Source organism: Bacillus sp. FSL R7-0166, from assembly GCF_038008935.1.
Lineage (GTDB): Bacteria > Bacillota > Bacilli > Bacillales > Bacillaceae > Bacillus > Bacillus altitudinis.
Window position 1 is genome coordinate 2,807,451 of the sequence record NZ_JBBPAC010000001.1, and the last position, 22,110, is coordinate 2,829,560.

23 protein-coding genes are annotated in these 22,110 nt (G+C 41.2%); 18 read left to right on the forward strand and 5 right to left on the reverse strand.

The window, feature by feature from the left end:
- The first annotated feature begins 61 nt into the window (after window positions 1–61).
- Window positions 62–454, forward strand: coding sequence for a kinase-associated lipoprotein B (locus NST01_RS14605; protein WP_025207897.1), 393 nt, complete (start codon window positions 62–64; stop codon window positions 452–454).
- Here NST01_RS14605 and kapD read toward each other — a convergent pair.
- Complete coding sequence (gene kapD, locus NST01_RS14610; protein WP_025207898.1) at window positions 451–1,068, reverse strand: 3'-5' exonuclease KapD; 618 nt, start codon at window positions 1,066–1,068, stop codon at window positions 451–453. The two genes, NST01_RS14605 and kapD, sit on opposite strands and share 4 nt — an antisense overlap.
- 218 nt (window positions 1,069–1,286) lie before the next feature.
- Between kapD and NST01_RS14615 the strand changes: the two genes are divergently transcribed.
- The 3 genes from NST01_RS14615 to NST01_RS14625 all read left to right on the forward strand — a co-directional run bounded on the left by NST01_RS14615 (window position 1,287) and on the right by NST01_RS14625 (window position 4,904).
- Entirely contained in the window at window positions 1,287–2,465 is a 1,179-nt protein-coding gene (locus NST01_RS14615) for an MFS transporter (protein WP_220482436.1), read from the forward strand.
- A 108-nt stretch (window positions 2,466–2,573) separates the two neighbouring features.
- Entirely contained in the window at window positions 2,574–4,475 is a 1,902-nt protein-coding gene (locus tag NST01_RS14620) for a transglycosylase domain-containing protein (protein ID WP_241511424.1), read from the forward strand.
- Between the two features lie 18 nt (window positions 4,476–4,493).
- Window positions 4,494–4,904 (forward strand): thiol-disulfide oxidoreductase DCC family protein, encoded by a 411-nt coding sequence (locus tag NST01_RS14625; protein ID WP_035389247.1) that lies wholly within the window; start codon window positions 4,494–4,496, stop codon window positions 4,902–4,904.
- 43 nt (window positions 4,905–4,947) lie between these two features.
- Here the strand turns inward: NST01_RS14625 and NST01_RS14630 are convergent, their stop codons facing one another.
- Window positions 4,948–5,505: a YufK family protein gene (locus NST01_RS14630; RefSeq protein ID WP_017367952.1), complete on the reverse strand. Its 558-nt coding sequence runs from the start codon at window positions 5,503–5,505 to the stop codon at window positions 4,948–4,950.
- Window positions 5,506–5,690: 185 nt separating this feature from the next.
- On the opposite strand from NST01_RS14630, the gene malK reads away from it, so the two are divergent.
- The 7 genes from malK to NST01_RS14665 all read left to right on the forward strand — a co-directional run bounded on the left by malK (window position 5,691) and on the right by NST01_RS14665 (window position 14,681).
- Window positions 5,691–7,292: a malate sensor histidine kinase MalK gene (gene malK / locus NST01_RS14635; protein ID WP_341042043.1), complete on the forward strand. Its 1,602-nt coding sequence runs from the start codon at window positions 5,691–5,693 to the stop codon at window positions 7,290–7,292.
- Window positions 7,285–7,992, forward strand: a complete 708-nt coding sequence (locus tag NST01_RS14640) for a response regulator (protein WP_017358952.1) — start codon at window positions 7,285–7,287, stop codon at window positions 7,990–7,992. Before malK ends, NST01_RS14640 begins: the two co-directional genes overlap by 8 nt.
- 395 nt (window positions 7,993–8,387) lie before the next feature.
- Window positions 8,388–9,470 carry a BMP family lipoprotein gene (locus NST01_RS14645; RefSeq protein ID WP_035701194.1) on the forward strand — a complete coding sequence of 361 codons (1,083 nt, stop codon included), beginning with the start codon at window positions 8,388–8,390 and terminating at the stop codon, window positions 9,468–9,470.
- Window positions 9,471–9,629: 159 nt separating this feature from the next.
- On the forward strand, window positions 9,630–11,165 hold the full coding sequence (locus NST01_RS14650; RefSeq protein ID WP_008345830.1) for an ABC transporter ATP-binding protein: 1,536 nt from the start codon (window positions 9,630–9,632) through the stop codon (window positions 11,163–11,165).
- A complete protein-coding gene (locus NST01_RS14655) occupies window positions 11,158–12,204 on the forward strand; it encodes an ABC transporter permease (RefSeq protein WP_048002202.1) in 1,047 nt (348 codons plus the stop codon). Before NST01_RS14650 ends, NST01_RS14655 begins: the two co-directional genes overlap by 8 nt.
- Window positions 12,205–13,164, forward strand: a complete 960-nt coding sequence (locus tag NST01_RS14660) for an ABC transporter permease (protein ID WP_008345835.1) — start codon at window positions 12,205–12,207, stop codon at window positions 13,162–13,164. It abuts the gene before it with no gap.
- 179 nt (window positions 13,165–13,343) lie between these two features.
- Window positions 13,344–14,681 carry a 2-hydroxycarboxylate transporter family protein gene (locus NST01_RS14665; protein WP_008345838.1) on the forward strand — a complete coding sequence of 446 codons (1,338 nt, stop codon included), beginning with the start codon at window positions 13,344–13,346 and terminating at the stop codon, window positions 14,679–14,681.
- A 72-nt stretch (window positions 14,682–14,753) separates the two neighbouring features.
- Here NST01_RS14665 and NST01_RS14670 read toward each other — a convergent pair whose 3' ends face one another.
- Window positions 14,754–14,963: a hypothetical protein gene (locus NST01_RS14670; protein WP_019744044.1), complete on the reverse strand. Its 210-nt coding sequence runs from the start codon at window positions 14,961–14,963 to the stop codon at window positions 14,754–14,756.
- 219 nt (window positions 14,964–15,182) lie between these two features.
- Between NST01_RS14670 and NST01_RS14675 the strand changes: the two genes are divergently transcribed.
- The 7 genes from NST01_RS14675 to mnhG are packed head-to-tail and all read left to right on the forward strand — an operon-like array spanning window position 15,183 to window position 20,959.
- Window positions 15,183–17,594, forward strand: coding sequence for a Na+/H+ antiporter subunit A (locus NST01_RS14675; protein WP_046344382.1), 2,412 nt, complete (start codon window positions 15,183–15,185; stop codon window positions 17,592–17,594).
- Window positions 17,591–18,022 (forward strand): Na(+)/H(+) antiporter subunit B, encoded by a 432-nt coding sequence (locus tag NST01_RS14680; RefSeq protein ID WP_008345843.1) that lies wholly within the window; start codon window positions 17,591–17,593, stop codon window positions 18,020–18,022. The genes NST01_RS14675 and NST01_RS14680 overlap by 4 nt, the downstream gene beginning before the upstream one ends.
- On the forward strand, window positions 18,022–18,363 hold the full coding sequence (locus tag NST01_RS14685) for a Na(+)/H(+) antiporter subunit C (protein ID WP_003213576.1): 342 nt from the start codon (window positions 18,022–18,024) through the stop codon (window positions 18,361–18,363). Before NST01_RS14680 ends, NST01_RS14685 begins: the two co-directional genes overlap by 1 nt.
- A complete protein-coding gene (locus NST01_RS14690; RefSeq protein ID WP_341042044.1) occupies window positions 18,356–19,834 on the forward strand; it encodes a Na+/H+ antiporter subunit D in 1,479 nt (492 codons plus the stop codon). The genes NST01_RS14685 and NST01_RS14690 overlap by 8 nt, the downstream gene beginning before the upstream one ends.
- A gap of 6 nt (window positions 19,835–19,840) precedes the next feature.
- On the forward strand, window positions 19,841–20,320 hold the full coding sequence (locus NST01_RS14695) for a Na+/H+ antiporter subunit E (RefSeq protein ID WP_341042046.1): 480 nt from the start codon (window positions 19,841–19,843) through the stop codon (window positions 20,318–20,320).
- Window positions 20,320–20,601, forward strand: a complete 282-nt coding sequence (locus NST01_RS14700) for a Na(+)/H(+) antiporter subunit F1 (RefSeq protein ID WP_008345849.1) — start codon at window positions 20,320–20,322, stop codon at window positions 20,599–20,601. The genes NST01_RS14695 and NST01_RS14700 overlap by 1 nt, the downstream gene beginning before the upstream one ends.
- Window positions 20,585–20,959 carry a monovalent cation/H(+) antiporter subunit G gene (gene mnhG, locus NST01_RS14705; protein WP_003213369.1) on the forward strand — a complete coding sequence of 125 codons (375 nt, stop codon included), beginning with the start codon at window positions 20,585–20,587 and terminating at the stop codon, window positions 20,957–20,959. Before NST01_RS14700 ends, mnhG begins: the two co-directional genes overlap by 17 nt.
- A gap of 90 nt (window positions 20,960–21,049) precedes the next feature.
- Here mnhG and NST01_RS14710 read toward each other — a convergent pair whose 3' ends face one another.
- Together NST01_RS14710 and NST01_RS14715 are read right to left on the reverse strand one after the other, a co-directional pair.
- Entirely contained in the window at window positions 21,050–21,439 is a 390-nt protein-coding gene (locus NST01_RS14710; RefSeq protein WP_017358943.1) for a hotdog fold thioesterase, read from the reverse strand.
- A 23-nt stretch (window positions 21,440–21,462) separates the two neighbouring features.
- Window positions 21,463–22,104, reverse strand: coding sequence for a response regulator transcription factor (locus tag NST01_RS14715; protein ID WP_007500477.1), 642 nt, complete (start codon window positions 22,102–22,104; stop codon window positions 21,463–21,465).
- Between the last annotated feature and the right edge of the window lie 6 nt (window positions 22,105–22,110).

Below are 22,110 nucleotides of genomic sequence, written 5' to 3' on the forward strand. Positions count from 1 at the left end.
CACTATATTGGCTAAAAGAAAGGAAATACCTTCTTATGCGAAGGAAATGGAGGAATTTCATATGACAGACATTCAGATTGGACAAATCGTGAAAGGTTTTTACAAAACAGGTGTTTACATTGGGGAAGTGACAGCCATTAAACCATCTACTTATCTCGTTCAAGTAAAAGCGGTTTTAACACACCCCACTCAAGGTGACCTGCATCATCCAAAAGAAGCGGACGTACCTTTTTTTCAGGAAAGACGGGCTTTGGCCTTTAGGGAACAGACGAACATCCCTCATCATATGGTCAAGCCTTATGATGGCGACATACCTGATTATCAAGTATCACTGAAAGACGCCGTAGATAAATTAAAAAATGGGCTCAGTGCGGATGATTCCAAGTGGGCTGAAAAATCAAGAGCGTGCCTCTCTTCTCTTGAAAAAGATTATTTTCCAGAAGACGCCCGCTAATCTGCCGAATCAAAAAAGTGAGAGAAGTCAATGAGTTCACCAATTTTGGTTGTTTGCGGATTTTCCACATAGGATCGATCTTTTTCAAAAAGGGTGAACAGCTGATAAGTGGTCATGGCATCATCAAGTGCTTTATGATGCTTACCAGCTCCTTCACTGCCGTACTCCTTAGCTGCTTTCCGAAGTCCTGTGAGTGTTCTATCCCCAAAAAAGGTTTTATATTCAAAAGCCAGATCCCTTTGATTCCCCTTAAAAGGAAAACCAATATGATTGAGCATACAGTTTTGCTTCAGTACCTTCATGTCCATATTTCCCCATGTGATAATCTCACAGTCTTCTCCCCCATCGAGTGACACGAGCTTCTCGATAAACGTCTCAAAAGAAATCCCGCTTTCTACATCCTGCTGCGTAATGCCAAGGAACGATTTACAGCGCTTTGTCAGCTTCGGGAACTTTTTCGGTTTGACATAGCTTGAGAATGTGTCTATGATCGTTTCATTTGATGCTTTAACGACACCGGCTTCAATGATTTCCGGAAAAAAATTTTGCGGATGATATTTCCCATCAGGCATCGTAAATTCAAAATCGACCACAAGCAGCGTCTTCTGTTCCATCAGTCTCACCCCACTTTCTCGTCTGTTTTCCATCCTGCTACTATTATATTAAGACGGACTTTGAAATCACTTCATTTTCGTGAAAATAATGCAGATTCACTATGCCCAACCTATTCATCAGATGAAAGATCGTTTATTTTCCTTTATAATTATTAAGGAACACGAAATAAATAAAGAAGGTGGTCTTTATCACAAACAGGAAGAAAAACTTGTACATCATGTGGTTTGTGAACTTTTTTGTATCTGCCAGCATTACAATGATCGTCCCTTTTTTATCACTTTACATAGAGTCTCTTGATAGCAGTTATTCGAATGAATTTGTTCAAAGATGGAGCGGCTATGTCTTTGGGGTTACGTTTTTAACAGCCTTTCTCATTTCTCCAATTTGGGGACGGATTGGTGACCGGCATGGCTATAAAAAGATTTTGCTCATTAATGGCATTGGGATTGCAACAAGCATTTTATTAATGGGGCTTGTTCAAACCGTTTATCAACTATTTGCGTTAAGGCTTTTCATGGGACTTGTGACAGGCTTTATTTCGACTTCGATGGCACTGATTTCTGCACAGACCGAAAAGGCAACAGCCGGTAAGACCCTTGGTACGATGCAGATGAGTAATGTCGCCGGAGGCTTATTCGGTCCATTAATGGGTGGATTTATGGCAGACAGTGTCGGATTCATTTATACATTTTTCTTAACAGCTGCTGTCATATATGTGTCAGCGATTGTCATTATCTTCGGTGTGAAAGAACAGCCGATCCGTTCAAAAGAAGCAAAACGGGTTTCTTACTCACGGAAGGACGTCCTTGTCCATATTTTCAAACAGCCTTTACTTGTCGTCACCATGCTTCTCACATTTATTACGCAAGTCGGGAACTTTAGTATTCAGCCGCTGTTAGCCTTGTACATTCATGATTTACACGGCCCCGTCAACCTTGCCTTTTATGCAGGACTGGCGTTTTCTGCAACGGGGCTTGGCAATTTGCTGTTTACACGGAAATGGGGAGACCTTGGAGATCGTATTGGTCACGATAAGGTGCTGCTCGCCCTTCTCATCCTCTCCTCCATTTTATTCATCCCGCAAGCGATGGCGGATTCCTACGGGATGTTAGTGATCTTCCGTTTCTTATACGGGATGGCACTAGGCGGCATCATTCCTTGTACGACGGCCTATATTCGCATCAAAGCGCCTGCCTCTATGCAAGGAGAAGTGCTTGGTTACAATGTCAGCTTCCGCTTTCTTGGAAATGTCGTCGGACCCGTCATAGGCGGTATTGTGGCGAGTCATTACGGAATTCCAGCTGTCTTTTATGTTACCGCAGGCATTTTCCTTTTCGGGGCATTATTTTTATGGGCGGTCCGCTCACAATCAAAGACAAAAGAGAGGAGTGTCTGATCCATCATCAGATACTCTTTTCTTCTGTCTAAATGCCTTGTTTACTAGACTTCACGTCTATTCTTTTCTAAAAATAACCTTCTCGTAATCGCAAAAGAATGGTACGATATGGCTAGAAATCCGAAGAAAGTGAGTGACCTCATGTTTCGTGCAATCATTGGATGGTTATTACTTGTTGCCCTCATTCCATTATTTGTTCTGACTTTTTATCTATCAAAGGAAGAAGCCGCAAGTGTAAAACCTGTTAACGAAGTGCTTGATCAAAAAATCAAGCTGGAAAAGGTAGACTTTTCCCAAAACAGTTATATGTATGATCGAGATGGTTCTCTTATCTCTGAGATCGTATCAAACGATGAGAACCGTGTTTTCGTGAAGTACGATAAAATTCCTGATTCCGTCAAGGAGCTGTTCCTCCGATCAGAGGACCGCAACTTTTATGACCATAAAGGCATTGACTTTATGGGCGTGATTCGTGCCCTTGCCGCAAATGTGAAAAACCATGGCATTAGCCAAGGCGCTAGCACCATCACACAACAGTTATCCCGTAATTTATATTTAAGTCATGAACGTTCATTCAGCCGAAAGTTTACAGAACTGCTCTATTCCTATGAGCTCGAGCGAAAATTTACAAAAGAGGAAATTCTCGAAAGCTATTTAAATACGATTTATTTCAGTAACGGGGTTTACGGTGTCGGTTCTGCGGCTAATTACTATTTTGATAAGCCGCTTAGTTCTTTGACACTTGCACAGATGGCATTTATTTCTGCGATTCCTAACAACCCTACGCTGTATGACCCATTGAAACAATTCAAACATACAAAGAAACGCCAGGAACGGCTGCTTGGTATTTTAGAAAAAGATGGTGTCATTACTAAGAAGCAATACAAAAAAGCAGTGAAAGAAAAAATCAGCTTGTCCTTAAGTGAAAAGAAAAATCTTTACCCTGACTATGTGACATACGCCAATGAAGAATTTACCGATCTGGTGTCTGATCAGGAAGGCTTTACAAAACGATTGAAAAAAGCCAAAACAGCTGGCGCAAAAAAGGCAATTCAAAAAGAATTATCAGAAAAGGTCAGTGCATTGCTTCAAGATGGTGTGAAGATTTATACAGCACTAGACCCTTCCTTACAACAAAGAGCGGTCTATCAGCTCAATGCACAATTGCCTTATCAAGGTGTGGAAGGCGGTTCAGCAGTCATTAACCACCAAACCCACCAAATCGTCGCACTTGCTGGCGGGAAGAATTATAAAAAGTTTGATTTCAACTACGCCTATCAAGCGCAAAGACAACCAGGTTCCGCCATTAAGCCGCTGTTAGATTATGGCCCTTATATTGATCAAACCGGTGCCACGGCATCAAGCAAAATCAGTGCCGGCAAGTTTTGCAGTAGCGGATATTGCCCGCAAAACTATAGTCATAAAACATATGGAACTGTGACACTTGAAACAGCCTTTAAGAACTCTTACAATACACCAGCGATTCGTATGCTTGATACAGTCGGTGTCAAAAAAGGCTTCAGCTATTTAGAAAAGTTTTCATTCGAACATATTGTCGCAGATGATTACCGTCTCCCTTCTGCACTTGGAGGATTTACAAAAGGCTTCTCGCCGCTAGAAATAACCGATGCCTATACCGTGTTTGGCAATCAAGGTGCCTATACGCGAAATCACTCCATTACAAAGGTCACAGACTTAAACGGCAAAACCCTTTACAAGTGGAAAGAGTCGCCGAAGCAAATCTACTCTCAGCGTACAAATGAAACAATGCGCAAGCTGCTTGCATCTGTTGTGAAAAGTGGAACAGGGAAAAAGGCGAATTTCAATTCTCCTTACATTGGGGGAAAAACAGGGACATCCAATGACTACAAAGACATTTGGTTTGTTGGCTTGACAGATCAATACACAATGGGTGTATGGGTAGGAAGAGATAGAGGAACCGTTGAATCTATTTATAGTTCAAGCCCGCACTTACGTATTTGGAAACAAACTATGCAATACGCTAGATAAACAGGAGGTTTGATTGCAATGCATTCAACACAACCCTCTCACTTCATTTTATTTGACGGTGTCTGCAACGTGTGCAGTGGTGCTGTTCAGTTTATCATCAAGCGCGACCCGAATGAGCGGATGATGTTTGCTTCTTTACAATCAGATACAGGGCAGCGTGTTTTAAAAGAAAACGGCTTGCCTTTAGACGAGTTCAATTCATTCATTTATATTGAAAATGGGACCCTTTATATGAAGTCAACAGGCATCTTAAAAGCCGCACGGCATTTAAAAGGGATATACAGATGGAGCTATTTACTCCTCGCGATCCCTCGTCCAATCCGTGACTGGTTTTATCAGCTCATTGCAAAGAATCGCTATAAATGGTTTGGTCAAAAAACATCCTGTATGATGCCTACACCAGAAATTCAGAAGCGGTTTCTTCCATAAAAAAAGCATCCTCCATCATCGGAGGATGCTTTCTTTCGTCTGATTAAGCTGGCAGACTCGCCATCACACTGTTATAAAGCTTAATAAATAAGTACAAAATGCCAATCAAAAACGTGGCCCAAAACAGCAGATTAAACATCATAAACCCAATTAAATTCAGCATGGAAAGTGATTGATAAATGCGTACCACAACCCAGATAAAATAGACGAGACTTGCTAAAACAAAAAGCCCAACAAGCAAAATAAGCTGCTGCGTCAATAGAAATGCAAGTAAGCTGGCAAACAAATAGACAACCGATGCAATCCGAATTTTCTTTAAGTTCTCCCCTTCAGGGTCCTTTGCAAAAAAGAGCAGCGCCAACTCTAACACCGTATCTGCAATGAGTTTTAAAGCAGATAAAATCATAAAATAAACAAGTGCAAATGCGGCAAATAAAGCAAGACGAATGCCCTGTTCAGAGAAAAATTCCAGCATTCCTTTTAAAATTCCTGCTTGGGTCAAGAAGTCAGTCGTGATACCTACTGTAAAAATAGAAAAGGCAGAGCTGAATAGCAAAATCGAAATCAGCGGAAAATATCCAGTCAAATATGTATTTTTCATAAATAGATCCTTTCTCATAAGCTCATTTTTATTATGGCTCACTTAAAACGGATTGACAAGATGCTTTCCAAGTAAACTGGAATCTAAATCAAATTTGTGATTTTGCACGTACATTCCTTCACAAACTTACATTTTCCCGTTAAAGTATTACTATTACGAAAAAATTGCGCGTTAGGGGTATACTCGTGAAAAAAACTTTAAGACTGCAAACACGGCTGACGATCTTTGTCTGTATTGTTGTCCTGATCTCCCTCTGTATCACATTCTTTACGATCTGGTCAGAAACAGCAAAAAATATTCATAAGCAGGAACGTGATATCGCCCTCTCCACTGCCAAAATGGTCGCAGAGGCTCCGATCACAGCAAAATCATTGGAAAAAGATCAATCATATACAGCACTGCGAAAATATACAACAAGTGTTCAGCGTATTACCAAAACCGAATTCGTTGTCGTCATGGATATGAACGGTATCCGCAAAACACATCCGAATCCGCAAAAGATTGGGAAGCGGTTTGCTGGCGGTGATGAAAAACCGGCATTACAGGGTAAAGAACATATTAGTACCGCATCTGGAACACTTGGCAAGTCCATGCGTGCCTTTGTTCCTGTTTATAACCAAGATGGCAAGCAGCTCGGGGCTGTGGCAGTTGGGATTACATTAAAGGAAATTGATTTAATTATTCATCAAAGCCTGCTCCCGCTCTACTTTGTCACATCGCTAAGCCTTTTATCTGGCATTATCGGTGCACTCATTGTGGCACGTAAAGTAAAGAAGATTATGTTTGGACTAGAGCCAGATGAAATTGCCACCTTATTAAAAGAACGAAGCGCTATGCTAGAATCAACAAAAGAAGGCATTCTTGCCGTCGATCAGCACGGTAAAATCAAGCTGGCAAATGCAGAAGCTAAACGTCTTTTTCATAATATGGGCATTATGGTTGACCCTAGAGAACAAGATGTACAGGCCCTTCTTCCTTCAAGCGGCTTAAAGCAAGTAATCGAAACACGGAAACCGCTGCTTGATCGCGATGTCAGAATGAACGGACTAGAGCTGGTCTTTAATGAGGTGCCGATTACGGTAAAAGGAGAAATTGTCGGAGCGATCGCAACCTTCCGTGACAAAACAGAAGTCAAACATCTGGCTGAGCAGCTGAGCGGGGTGAAGATGTATGCCAATGCACTTCGTGCCCAGTCACACGAATTTATGAACAAGCTCCATGTTATTTTAGGATTGGTTCAGCTAAAGAACTATGATGACCTTGGCACCTATATTAAAGATATTGCGATTTATCAGCAGACAGAAACAAATGAAATCATCAACCATGTGAAAAACTCAGTCTTAGCGGGGTTTTTACTAGGAAAACAAAGCTACATCAGAGAACAAGGCGCAGCTTTAGAAGCCAATTGCAGTACACAGGTACCAAACTCGGAGGACCCAGCAGTCACACATGACCTTATTACGGTCATCGGTAATCTGTTAAATAACGCACTCGATGCCGTTTCCCATACAGAGAACAAAAATATCTCCATCTCATTCAGATATGTCCAAGAGCAGCTTCATATTGAAATTACAGACACAGGGGTCGGTCTGACAAAAGAAGAACAGGACATTATGTTTGATCAAGGCTTTTCAACAAAAGGAGAAGACAGAGGATTTGGCCTTTACTTTGTTGACCAAAGCATCAAAAAACTGAACGGACATATGATCGTCACAAGCGAAAAAGGAGAAGGAACGACCTTTAGTCTCCGTATTCCATATAAACAAAAGGAGGATTCACATGATTAATGTGTTGATCGTAGAAGATGACCCAATGGTCGGGGAGCTGAATAAACGCTACTTGACCCAAATAGAAGGTTTTGAATTAAAAGGGATTGCCACCTCATTTCAGAAGGCACTAGACATCTTAAAATCAGAAATCATTCACCTTGTATTGCTTGATATTTATATGCCTGGACAAAATGGGCTCGCCCTATTATCAGAAATTCGTCAGCAAAAGCATTCCGTTGACGTCATCGTCATTTCAGCTGCAAATGAAGTGGATGTCGTACAGCAAACGATGCGAAACGGAGCTGTCGACTATTTAATCAAACCTTTTGAGTTCGAACGCTTCCAATCAGCACTGGCAGAATATAAAAGAAAACATGCCCTATACCAAACGATGAACAGCATCTCGCAAAATGATTTAGACGCGAAGCTTTTTCATAAAAAAGCAGAGGCGGAAAAAGTCCTGCTGCCAAAAGGCCTGACGAAGAGCACACTCAAACTCATCTGGACAAGCATTCAATCATTCGGTCAGCAGGCTTTCACGACCGAAGACCTAGCCAATCATACTGAAATCTCCCAAGTTTCGATTAGAAAATATTTGAAATTTCTTGAGGATATCGAAGTGGTTGATGTAGAGATGGCATACGGGACAATCGGCCGCCCTGTTTTCCAATATAAACTGAATACAAGCAACATGAATTTGATTCAGCAATATCTTTAATTTGGCACATCTGACCTTTCACAAAGGCCAGATGTTTTTTTATGGCATACGATGTCACAAACCCCTTGATATCAGTGATTCCACTGTAGTAGAGCACATCATAAAAGCGGCATTATATCATATTTCAGCACATAAAAAGACATCGAATTTAGCCTTTTAACATTTTTTTAAAAATAAAACAAATTTCTATTTATTTATTCGATGGGAAATGATAAATTATGATTGATTAGTTCAACGAGATATAAGTCTGATGTCTTACATCTTCTCTCCTGTTTCCATCAATTTTAAAAGAATGCAGGATAAAATACCCTTTTCACAAGGATAGGAGAAGGCAAGAGTCGGTCTTTTTTCGCGAGACTTTTCTGAAACTTTTAAATTTTATAGGGGGTTATGTTTTGAAGAAGCGCAAAATTGGACTTGCATTGTCCTTAGTCGTAGCAGCAGGAACCATCCTTGGAGCATGCGGCAACTCTGGCTCAAACAGCGGTGAAAACAAAAAAGATAAAGATCAATTCACTGTTGCAATGGTAACTGATGTCGGTGGTGTCGATGACAAATCGTTTAACCAATCTGCTTGGGAAGGTTTACAAGCATTTGGGAAAGACAACAATTTAACAAAAGGTAAAAACGGCTTTGATTACTTACAATCTAAATCAGACGCTGACTATACAACAAACTTAAACACACTTGCTCGTGAAAAATTTGATTTGATTTACGGAATTGGTTTCTTAATGCAAGATTCTATTACTGAAATTGCTGATCAACGTAAGAAAAACCACTTTGCCATCGTTGATGCAGTTGTAAAAAAAGACAACGTAGCAAGCATTACATTTAACGAAAACGAAGGTTCATTCCTTGTAGGTGTGGCAGCGGCTCTTTCTACAAAATCAAACAAAATTGGTTTTGTTGGCGGCGTTGATTCTGAATTAATCAGAAAATTCGAAGTTGGTTTCCGTGCAGGCGTTGAAGCAGCTAATCCAAAAGCAAAAGTTGAAGTGAAATATGCTGGTGCATTCGATAAAGCAGACATCGGTAAAGCAACAGCTGAAAGTATGTACAAATCTGGCGTTGACGTCATTTACCACGCAGCAGGCGGAACTGGAACTGGTGTCTTCACAGAAGCGAAAAACCTGAAAAAAGCTGATCCTGACCGCAAAGTGTGGGTCATTGGTGTTGATAAAGACCAGTATGACGAAGGTAAAGTACCTGGAACAAAACAAAGTGTCACTCTTACTTCTATGATTAAGAAAGTAGACACAGCGGTACAAGACTTAACAACAAAAGCAAAAGAAGGTAAATTCCCTGGTGGCGAAGTCATCACGTACGGTCTGAAAGAAGGCGGCGTTGACATCTCTCCATCTCAAGAGAATCTTGATAAAGATGTATTGAAGAAAGTCGAAGAATGGAAACAAAAAATCATCAAGGGTGAAGTGAAAATCCCTGCAACACGTGATGAACTAAAAGATTTTAAAGCTTAATTTGTGCATCGGGATAAGCACGCCTTATCCCCTTGCCTCTCCTTTACCTCCTCTTTATTCGTAAAAGGTGGTAAAAGAAAAGCTGCAGCCTTGTTTTGCAGCTTTTCTTTTGCTAGTTTTTATCTTCATCAGCACCCTAAAAAAGGAGCGGTTAAACCTGTGGATTATGTCATTGAAATGTTGAATATACGCAAAGAATTCCCTGGCATTGTAGCAAATGATAACATTACGCTGCAGCTAAAAAAGGGCGAAATTCATGCGCTGCTTGGTGAAAACGGCGCTGGAAAATCAACGCTCATGAACGTGCTTTTCGGACTGTATCAGCCTGAAAAAGGTGAAATCAAGGTACACGGAAAACCGGTTACAATCTCTAGTCCAAATGATGCAAGTGATTTAGGCATTGGAATGGTCCATCAGCATTTTATGCTAGTTGATACATTTACTGTGGCTGAAAACATCATTTTAGGAAAAGAGCCAAAGAAATTTGGAAAGATTGACAAAGAACAAGCCATTCAGCAAGTGCAGGAACTTTCTGACCGTTATGGACTGAAAATAGACCCTGCCGCTAAAGTATCTGACATCTCAGTCGGTATGCAGCAGCGAGCAGAAATCTTAAAAACACTATACCGCGGCGCTGACATCTTGATCTTCGACGAACCAACAGCCGTCTTAACACCTCAAGAAATAAAAGAACTCATACAAATTATGAAAAACTTAATTAATGAAGGCAAATCCATTATATTAATTACCCACAAGCTAAAAGAAATTATGGATGCCTGTCATCGCGTGACCATTATCCGAAAAGGGCAAGGTATTCGTACACTTGATGTGGAACACACAAACAAAGACGAGCTTGCCAGTTTAATGGTCGGCCGCGAAGTCTCATTTAAAACAGACAAAAAAGCAGCCTCCCCTGCTGAAGAAGTCTTGCAAATTCAAGATCTCACTGTCAAAGATGCGCGAGGAATTGAAGCCGTGAAACAACTCAATTTATCAGTGAAAGCTGGTGAGATTGTCGGAATTGCGGGTGTAGACGGAAATGGTCAATCTGAATTAATTGAAGCCATTACAGGTCTGAAAAAATCCGAATCTGGCACGATCATGCTAAACGGGAAAGCCATTCAAAATCTCCCGCCTCGTAAGGTCACAGAATCTGGTATCGGACATATTCCTCAAGACCGTCATAAGCACGGACTTGTCCTTGACTTTTCAATTGGAGAAAATATTTCCTTACAAACGTATTATCAGCGTCCATATTCGAAGTTTGGCTTGATGAATATGAAAAATATTTATCAAAAAGCAAAACGAATCATTGCTGAATACGACGTACGGACACCTAGTGAATATACAGAAGCACGTGCGCTATCAGGCGGTAACCAGCAAAAAGCCATTATTGGCCGTGAAGTTGACCGAAATCCTGATTTATTAATTGCCGCACAACCGACACGTGGACTTGATGTCGGAGCCATTGAGTTTGTTCATAAACGTCTGATTGAACAAAGGGATTCAGGCAAAGCTGTTCTGCTCATATCCTTTGAGCTTGATGAAATTATCAATGTCAGTGATAAGATTGCTGTTATTTTCGAAGGCAGCATTATTGCCATTGTTGATCCAAAAGAAACAACAGAGCAAGAACTTGGTCTGTTAATGGCTGGAAGTACGCAACAGGAAGTGGGGAAAGAAGCAAATGTCTAATCGCTTAACAAATCTGCTGATTCCGCTTATAGCCATTGTACTTGGTCTTTTCGTTGGGGCCATCATTATGCTGGCAAGCGGTTATAGTGTCATCGAAGGTTATAGCGCCCTTTGGAATGGCGTATTCGGTGAAACATATTATATGGGAGAAACCATCCGACAAGTCACTCCTTATATTTTATCAGGACTTGCTGTTGCCTTTGCATTTCGGACAGGCCTATTTAATATCGGGGTAGAAGGTCAAATGCTGATTGGCTGGGTAGCTGCTGTATGGATCGGCACAACTGTCCATGCACCTATGTATATCCATCTGCCTCTTGCACTGATCACAGCAGCTGCTGCTGGTGCATTATGGGGCTTTATTCCCGGATTTTTAAAAGCTCGTTTTTACGTACATGAAGTCATTGTCACCATCATGATGAACTACATTGCCCTTCATGTCACAAATTATTTAATCTCAAATGTCTTAACAAACAATAAAGATAAAACAGAAAAAATTGATGCAACAGCTTCCCTTCGATCTGGTTTTTTTGAGCAGATCACTGATTTCTCTAGAATGCATAATGGGATTTTTGTTGCCATTATTGCGGCTGTTGTCATGTGGGTTATTATCCAGAAAACCTCTAAAGGGTTTGAATTACGCGCAGTTGGGATGAACCAGCAGGCCTCTCATTATGCTGGGATGAACGTTCGACGCAACATCATTTATGCGATGCTCATTTCTGGTGCCTTTGCAGGTCTTGCAGGTGCGATGGAAGGACTCGGAACATTTGAATATGCTTCGATTAAAGGATCATTCACTGGCGTTGGTTTTGATGGAATCGCTGTTGCCTTATTAGGCGGAAATACAGCTGTTGGTGTCGTCTTAGCGGCATTATTGCTTGGTGGATTGAAAGTCGGTGCTTTAAACATGCCGCTTGAATCTGGCGTACCGACTGAGGTCGTTGATATTGTGATTGCGATCATTATTCTTTTCGTTGCCTCAAGCTATATCATCCGTCTTGTCATTCAACAATTGAAGAAAAAGGGGGGAAAATAAGTGGGATTTCTGCAAATTCTTGAAATCATCGTCCCGGCTACACTTGTTTATGCTGCACCACTTATTTTAACCGCTCTTGGAGGCGTCTTTTCAGAAAGATCAGGTGTCGTCAATATCGGTCTTGAAGGTTTGATGGTCGTCGGAGCATTTTCTAGTATTATCTTTAACTTAATGTTTGCTGATACGTTTGGTGCCTTGACCCCGTGGCTCGGTCTACTTGTTGGTATGGCCATTGGCGGCGTGTTCTCACTCATTCACGCTGTTGCCACGATTACGTTCAGAGCAGATCAAACGGTCAGTGGTGTTGCGATTAACATGCTTGCCCTTGGTGCTACGCTTTTTGTTGTCAAACTGATTTATGGAAAAGCACAAACGGATAAAATTACAGAACCTTTCTATAAAGGAGATATTCCCCTTTTAAGTGATATTCCGATCATTGGTGATATTTTCTTTAAAGATGTGTATTATACGTCCATTCTCGCATTGGTTCTTGCGGTTGTCGCTTGGTTTGTTTTATTTAAAATGCCGTTTGGCTTACGACTTCGTGCAGTCGGAGAGCATCCAATGGCAGCTGATACAATGGGAATCAAGGTATACCGGATGCGCTATATTGGCGTCTTCATTAGTGGTCTATTTGGCGGTCTTGGCGGAGCTGTGTATGCATCGACCATCGCTCTTGACTTCTCACACGCCACCATTACAGGACAAGGCTTCATTGCGTTAGCCGCCCTTGTTTTCGGGAAATGGCACCCATTTGGCGCTATGGGCGCTGCTTTATTCTTTGGATTTGCACAAAGCTTAAGCATCATTGGCTCTCTGCTTCCGCTGTTTCAAGATATCCCGAACGTGTACATGCTCATTGCACCATATGTGCTGACGATCCTAGCTCTTACTGGCTTCATTGGACGAGCAGACGCACCAAAAGCACTTGGTACCCCTTATTTAAAAGGAAAACGATAAATAAATACCATGTATGATCAATCCCCTGAAGGACAAACTATCTTCAGGGGATTTTTGTATGATAAAAACGACAAAACCCCCGTTTATTTTACTTTTATTACACTTAATTTAGTTTAATAAATAGATGAGTGTCACAGAATCTTCTACAATTGAGACAAATAGCATTTGGGGGTGTTTATGTGGCTAATACACAACAATTGAAATCGATTACAAACGATTCTGACAATAATAAAAGCGTTTTCCGAAAAATTCTTTCTTGGAAAATTGGTGTTATTGATCTACCTGTGTATATAGTACTTGCAGCGATTATTTTAACTGCCGCTTATTTTAATAAAATTCCAGCAAATATGCTTGGTGGTTTCGCTGTTATTATGATTTTGGGGATTTTCCTAGGAGATGTAGGACAACGTATTCCAATCTTAAAAGATATTGGTGGACCGGCGATTCTTTCTTTATTCGTACCATCGTTCCTGGTCTTTTTTCATGTTCTGAATCCAAACTCGTTGGAAGCGGTTACGTCTCTGATGAAAACGTCAAACTTCCTATACTTCTATATATCTGCTCTTGTAGTAGGTAGTATTCTTGGGATGCAACGAACTGTTTTAGTACAAGGCCTTATTCGTATGTTTGTTCCTCTTGTTGCAGGTACAATTACAGCTGTAGCTGCTGGAATTCTAGTGGGTCTTCTAGTTGGTTACACACCGCATCATTCGTTCTTCTTTATCATTGTACCGATTATTGCCGGTGGTGTCGGTGAAGGAATATTGCCATTATCAATTGCTTATTCACAAATTCTTGGTGTATCAGCAGAGTCATTAATTTCTCAATTGATTCCGGCTGCTGTTATTGGGAACGTCATTGCCATCATTTGTGCTGGCGCAATGAAAAAGCTTGGTGAAAAACGTCCTGAACTAAACGGGAATGGACGACTTGTTAAATCAAAAGAAGCAAATGAAATCTTTGAACAGCCTGAAATGGATACTAAAGTTGACTTCAGCTTAATGGGTGCAGGTGTGCTTGTTGCATGTACAACTTTTATCTTTGGCGGCTTATTAGAAAGTTTTGTTCATATTCCAGGTCCAATCTTAATGATTGTTCTTGCTGCATTAATCAAATACTTAAACGTGATGCCTCAGCATTTGCAAAACGGCTCACAGCAGTTCTACAAGTTTGTATCGAAAAGCTTTACATGGCCTCTAATGGTTGGTTTAGGAATTCTATACATTCCACTTGATGATGTGGCCACTGTTATTTCGATTCCTTTCGTATGTGTATGTATTGCTGTTGTTCTAGGCATGGTTGGTTCTGGTTACTTTGTTGGTAAATTCATGAACATGTATCCAGTTGAATCTGCAATTGTGACTGGCTGTCACAGTGGATTAGGCGGTACTGGTGACGTTGCAATTCTTTCAGCTTCTGGAAGAATGGGCCTTATGCCTTTCGCTCAAGTCTCTACACGTCTTGGCGGAGCAGCAACCGTTATTTGCGCAACAATCTTACTTAGAATGTTTACTTAAAAAAAGAAACAAAAAGCATGTCCCTTACGAAAAGGACATGCTTTTTTTATATTTCTTTTCTCCCATACATCCTCATTCATCAGCTAATACAATTCGTATATACTCCCGTGGCTGAAAAGGATACTGTTTCGCCTGCGGATAGGTCATATGGAGGAGTTGTTCAGAAAATAGCGGCCATTCACTCCCGGCCTGCCACCTTTTTTGATCATTTCGTTCAATCAAGAATGCTCCTCCTAAAATCGTGCAGAATATGCTTAAGCTGATGGCGATCTTTCGTTTCATTTGATCAGCTCCTTTAAGAAAAGCATGTACGAAATACAAAACAATATACAACGAGTTTCATTTTTGATAAAATATTTTTTGTGGTCAAAAGAACTCAAAACAATTTTGATTTGCCGTAAATCAGTTCAAACCAATGCACTATGTCTGTATTTACGCTATAATTTTAGTTACCAGTTCTTTAGAACGTGAATTTATATTGATCAAAGGAGGTTCATTTTCTTGCAGCTTATTCACTTCGCCATCCTATCACCTTTTTTACTTGCCTTTGTCGTCCCTTTTCTCTTTAAATACGTAAGGCGTATACATACAGGATGGTTTGTTCTCATCTTGCCTATTCTTTTATTTACCTATTTCATCCAAATGCTCCAGATCACCTCGAATGGACGAACGTTGTTCTCACAAGCTGAATGGATTCCCTCTCTAGGGATGAATTTCACTGTGTATGTAGATGGTCTCAGCCTGTTATTTGCTTTACTCATCACAGGTATTGGTGCACTTGTGGTTCTGTACAGTATTTTCTACTTATCAAAGGAAAAAGAACAGCTTGGCTCTTTCTATACGTATTTATTAATGTTTATGACCGCTATGCTCGGTGTTGTTCTCTCTGACAACATGGTCGTACTTTATTTGTTCTGGGAGCTAACGAGTATCTCTTCCTTCCTCTTAATTGGGTATTGGTATAAGCGTGAGCGTTCTCGTTACGGAGCAACCAAATCACTGCTTATTACTGTGTTTGGCGGATTAGCTATGCTTGGCGGCTTCATCCTCATTTACCTGATCACTGATTCATTCAGTATTCGCGAAGCAGTCAATCAGCTTCAGCTCATTATGGCATCACCTTATTTCATCCCTGCGATGGTTCTCATTTTACTAGGGGCCTTCACGAAATCAGCGCAGTTCCCATTTTATATTTGGCTGCCTGATGCTATGGAAGCACCAACCCCTGTAAGCAGTTATCTACATTCTGCTACTATGGTCAAAGCCGGTATTTATCTGGTTGCCCGCTTTAGTCCGATTTTTGCTATATCAGAGGTGTGGTTTTGGACCATTTCGATTGTCGGACTTATCACACTATTCTGGGGATCTTTCCACGCCGTTCGGCAAAATGATTTGAAAGCCATTCTGGCCTTCTCGACAGTGAGTCAACTCGGGATGATTATGCTCATGCTAGGAGTAGGCGCAGCTGCCATTCATGAAAACAACCCTGCCTTTTTTGGCGCAGCCGTTCTTGCTGCTATTTTTCATCTCATTAACCACGCAACCTTTAAAGGTAGTCTCTTTATGGCAGCAGGGATTATCGATCACGAAACAGGTACACGTGATATTCGCAAATTAGGTGGATTAATGACCATCATGCCAATTACATTTACAATTACGTTAATTGGTACATTCTCGATGGCTGGACTCCCGCCTTTTAATGGATTTTTAAGTAAAGAGCTATTTTTCACAAGTATGATCCGGATTTCTGACATCAGCTTTACGGATGTGTCAACATGGGGGGCTGTCTTCCCTGCTATCGCTTGGCTCGCTAGTGTGTTTACGTTCATCTACAGTATGATGATCGTCTTCAAAACATTTAGAGGCCGTCTGAATGTCGATCAATTAGAGAAAAAACCGCATGAAGCACCGATTGGTATGCTGATCCCGCCAATTATTTTAGCTGCACTTGTGGTCACGTTCTTCTTTTTCCCTAATATTCTTGCCTATTCTATCATTGAACCTGCCATTCAAGCGATCATTCCAGAAGCCATTCAAACAGGAAGCCGCTTTGCCGTAAAAATTGAAGCGTGGCATGGATTCCAGCCAGAGCTTTACATGACAATTGGTGTAGTTGCGCTCGGTACCATTGGCTATTTAACGCTGTCAAAATGGCGCCCAATGTACAACATATTTAAGGAAAAATGGTCATTTAACGCTTTGTATGATCGTTCGCTTATAGGTGTAGAAAAAGGGGCTTACCGCCTAACAAACAGCTATATGACAGGATTCCTTCGTGACTATCTTGTCTATGTATTTGGGTTTATGATTATCGTGCTTGGCAGCGTGATGTTCTACAAGCAAGCCTTCTCATTTCAAACTGAGCACGCTGCATCAATCGGCACGTACGAAGCCATCCTTTCACTTGTGATGGTCGCAGCGACAGTCACGACTGTATTTGCTCGTTCACGCTTAACAGCTATTATTGCGCTAGGTGTTATGGGCTACACGCTGTCATTGTTCTTCGTGATTTTCAGAGCACCTGACCTTGCGCTGACACAGCTCATTATTGAAACCATTTCTGTCGCGCTGTTTTTACTTTGCTTCTATCATTTGCCAAAGCTGAGCCTGAAGCAAAAAACACGAAGATTTAAATTAACAAATTTGATCATCTCATTAGGTGTTGGAGTCGTTGTCACCTGTCTTGCTTTCGCTTCAACAAGCCAGCAGTCTCTTGACACGATTTCAACGTACTTCATTGAAAACAGCTACAAACTGGCTGGCGGAGACAATATTGTCAATGTCATTCTTGTCGATTTCAGGGGCTTTGATACACTCTTTGAGATTACAGTGCTGGCCATTGCGGCACTCGGTATTTATGGATTATTGAAGGTAAAAGCACAAGGAAAACGGAAGAGAGGCGTACGGCGATGAGAAAGATTGATACGAATGATATGCTCTTACAAGTCACAACTAAAATTACAGCATTCATCATCTTGCTTTTCTCACTTCACCTATTTCTTGCAGGACATAACAATCCTGGCGGAGGATTCATTGGCGGTTTGATGAGTGCTGGTGCTGTCGTCCTTCTGCTTTTAGCCTACGACCTTAAAACAGTCAGACGCATTTTACCATTTGACTTTATTTATGTGGCTGGTGTCGGTTTGCTCGTTGCCATCCTAACAGGTATGGGATCTTTTCTGTTCGGAGCACCTTTCCTGTCCCATGCATTTGATTATTTCCAACTGCCGTTTCTAGGGAAAACAGAACTGGCGACAGCGGTCCTGTTTGATATCGGTGTGTATTTAGTTGTTGTTGGTGTCACCATGACCATTATTCAAACGATTGGAGAGAAGGAATAATGGAATTTCTAATGTCTATTATCGTCGGAATCATTTTTATGGCAGCGACCTATTTAATGCTTTCAAAAAGCCTTCTGCGGGTCATCGTCGGTACTGCCGTTTTAAGTCACGGCGTCCATTTGCTTCTATTAACAATGGGCGGCTTAAAAAAGGGAGCACCTCCTATTTTGAAAGAGGGGCTCACATCCTATGTAGATCCATTGCCACAAGCATTAATTTTAACAGCCATTGTCATTGCTTTTGGTGTAACATCCTTTTTGCTCGTGATGGCCTTCCGTGCCTTCCAAGAGCTGAGAACAGATGACATGGATCAAATGAGAGGAAATGATCAGCATGAATAATCTCGTGATCCTGCCTATATTAATACCATTACTAGCTGCTACATTATTGATTTTTATGAATAAAAACACCATGCTGTCGAGAGGCTTTAGTGTGTTTGCATCTCTTTTAGCCATTATCTGTAATGTCTATTTGGTCCAAACGATTTTCACAAACGGCATACAAACCCTTTATTTGGGCGGCTGGAAAGCACCGTTTGGCATTGCCCTTGTGGCCGATCAGTTTGCTGCGCTTCTTGTTTTGACCGCTTCCATTGTTGGACTTGTCACAGTTCTTTTTTCCTTTCAAACGATTGGGAAAGAAAGAGAGCGACTGTTCTATTATTCTGGTGTCCAATTCTTGTTAGCTGGCGTCAGTGGTGCCTTTTTAACGGGAGATATTTTCAACCTGTTTGTCTTCTTTGAATTATTGCTGATGGCATCTTATATGCTCATTGTTCTGGGTGGTTCAAAGCCTCAGCTTCGTGAATCACTGAAATACATTGTGTTTAATATTATCTCATCGGCATTATTTATTGTTGGCGTAGCGTGTTTATATGCAGTCACAGGCACACTGAACATGGCTGATTTAAGTGTGAAAATAGCTGAATCTGGGCAAACAGGGTTAATCACCGTGATTGCCATTCTGTTCCTGATCGTATTTGGCTTAAAAGCTGGGGTCTTCCCCCTTTATTTCTGGCTGCCAGGGTCTTATCATGCACCGCCGGCAGCGATTTCAGCTTTGTTTGGTGCACTGCTGACAAAGGTCGGGCTATATGCGATTGCCAGAGTCTTTACGCTCATCTTTATACATGATACAGGTTTTACACATACAATTATGGCCTGGCTAGCCGCTCTAACGGTTATATTCGGTGTCATTGGCTCTATCGCCTATTCTGATGTGCAAAAAATTGTGATTTATAACATTGTCACAGCTGTTGGTGTCATCTTGTTTGGGATTGCGGCCAATACACCGGCATCACTTCAAGGCGCCATTTATTACCTCATTCACGATATGGTGATCAAAGGAGCTCTATTTATGCTCGCAGGGGCACTGTTTGTGTATGCTGGAACCAATCATCTAAAAAAAATGGGTGGACTGATTCAATCCCAGCCTCTACTCGGCTGGATGTTCTTCATATCGGCTTTATCACTTGCGGGTATTCCTCCGCTAAGTGGATTTGTTGGCAAGCTGAAAATTGTTGAAGGTGGGTTTTCTGCTGGGTACATGACGTTCTCTATCCTTGTTTTGCTGTCCAGTCTTCTTGTCCTTTATTCTGTTATGAGGATTTTCATTCTCGCGTTTTGGGGAGAGGAACAGGATATGCGAAGAAGAAAGCCATCCATTAGAGGAATGGTGTATCCTGGGGTACTGCTTGTTGTCTTATCGCTTGCGATTGGATTAGGCACAGAATTCATTGCACCTTATATCAATCAAGCTGCGGAAATGCTTTCAACACCAGAAAAATATATTCAAGCTGTGCTGAAGGAGTAGATGAACATGGCCTTTCAAATATTATTAAACGCTCTCCTCGCCTTTACATGGATGTTTATGAATGATACATACAGAGCTGCAGACTTTGTATCAGGCTTTGCACTAGGGATGATCGCCATTTTTATGCTGCGGCGATTCTTCCCGCAACGTTTTTACGGCTATGCCCTTTATGCGATTTTCAAGCTCGTCATCATTTTTATCAGAGAGCTACTTCTTGCTAATTTGAGTGTACTCAAGACGGTGTTATCTCCAAAGCTTAACATCAAGCCTGGTATTTTCGCCTTTCGTACAGATTTAAAAACAGATTGGGAAATCACCATACTGGCTAATATGATTACATTAACACCTGGTACACTGGTCATCGATATTTCGGATGATCGTTCGATTTTATATATTCATGCGATGGATATTGAAGATGCTGAAAAAGCCATCCACGATATTCGGGTATCATTTGAAAAAGCGATTCAGGAGGTGAGCGGTAAGTAATGGAACTGATCTTGCAAATGTCACTTGGGATTCTTGCGCTGTCTACTTTGCTTTTTGTCATACGGGTCATCAAAGGACCTTCTATTCCTGATCGCGTTAGTGCGCTTGATGCGATAGGAATCAATTTAATTGGGATGACAGCCATCGTGTCTATCTTACTGAAAACCACGACGTTCTTTGAAATTATTTTACTGCTCGGTATTCTTGCCTTTATCGGCACTGTCGCTTTTTCCAAATTCCTTGAGAAAGGGGAAGTGATTGAAAATGATCGTCATCGCTAAAGCGATCGTAATTTTCTTTATTCTGCTTGGCGCTATCCTCTGTTTAATTTCAGCCATTGGTGTCCTTCGCCTGCCGGATGTTTACACACGTATGCATGCTGCATCAAAAGCATCGACACTTGGTGTTGTTCTCATTTTAGTTGGTGTGTTCTTTCATGAATGGTTTCTTGCAGGGATCATCTCTGCGAAAATCCTGCTTGGGATTGTCTTTATCTTTCTGACCGCACCAGTCGGCGCTCATTTGATCGGAAGAGCCGCTTACAACACTGGTGTGAAAATGGACAAACGAAGTGTCCAAGATGATTATGGCGGTTTCCGTAACTTTGTCATTAAACGAAAAGAAGATTCTTATTTATAAATGAAGAACCTGACATTCAGGTCTTGTTCACTTTACCCGCATGTTCATAAAAGGGTATTAAAAAAAGCTTCCGCTGCACCGGGAGCTTTTTTATATGCGATCAATGACAGCGAGTGTACATCTTGACGTACAGATATGACGGTCTCGATCATCTTTTATATCGATTTGGAATACCATTGTACGCCGTCCTACATGTACAGGAACAGCTGTAGCTGTCACCACTCCATCACGTACAGATTTTAAATGATTGGCATTGATTTCAATACCTGAACAAACCTGCTTCGTTAAATCCAAATGAGCAGCAGCACCCATGCTTGCCACTGTTTCTGCTAGAGCAGCTGATGCTCCTCCGTGCAGTAATCCAAATGGCTGTTTTGTTCGGTGATCGACTGGCATTGTCGCCACGCATCGTGACGTATTGCATTCCACAATCTCAATCCCCAGTGCCTCAAGCAGTGTATTTGAACCACTCACATCCATCAAGGCCCTCTCCCTTCACACGTTTACAGGACACTTTCCGATTTTGCAATTAACACCGCTTCTGTTCGAGATCCAACATTCAGCTTATTAAAGATGGAGGTCAAACTGTATTCAATCGAGCGTTTGCTCAAATGAAGCACATCGGCGATCTCTTGGTTTGTGTACCCTTTTTCCACTTCTCTTAAGATTAAGCATTCACGCTCTGTTAACAGCTCATGATCCGTCTGCTGCGCCTGTTCTGGCTTTTCTTGCTGCTGTGAAATTAATTTCTTTAAATAGGATAGCTGAATGACAACTTCTCCTTGCAATGTGCGGTGTATGTATTCAATGATTTTGTCTTTTGTCTCTGTTTTACTTATTGCACCATGCAATCCAGCTCGAATGGCCTCTTCGAAATAATCATCTACTTCATATCCTGTATAAATGATAATTTTCACTTGTTGATTCGTTTCTAGAATTTGTTTGGCAATGTCCATTCCATTGATATCCCCGAGATTTAAATCCATCAAGATCACATCATAGATGGAAAAGTCATGCGTCTTTAAAAAGGCGCCTTCTGCATCAGGACTTAAACAATCGACTGATAGCTGCTGATCTGATTCTAATATGCTTTTTGTCCCTTCCATGACAGCCGGATGATCATCAATGACCAATATCTTCTTCATGTCTTC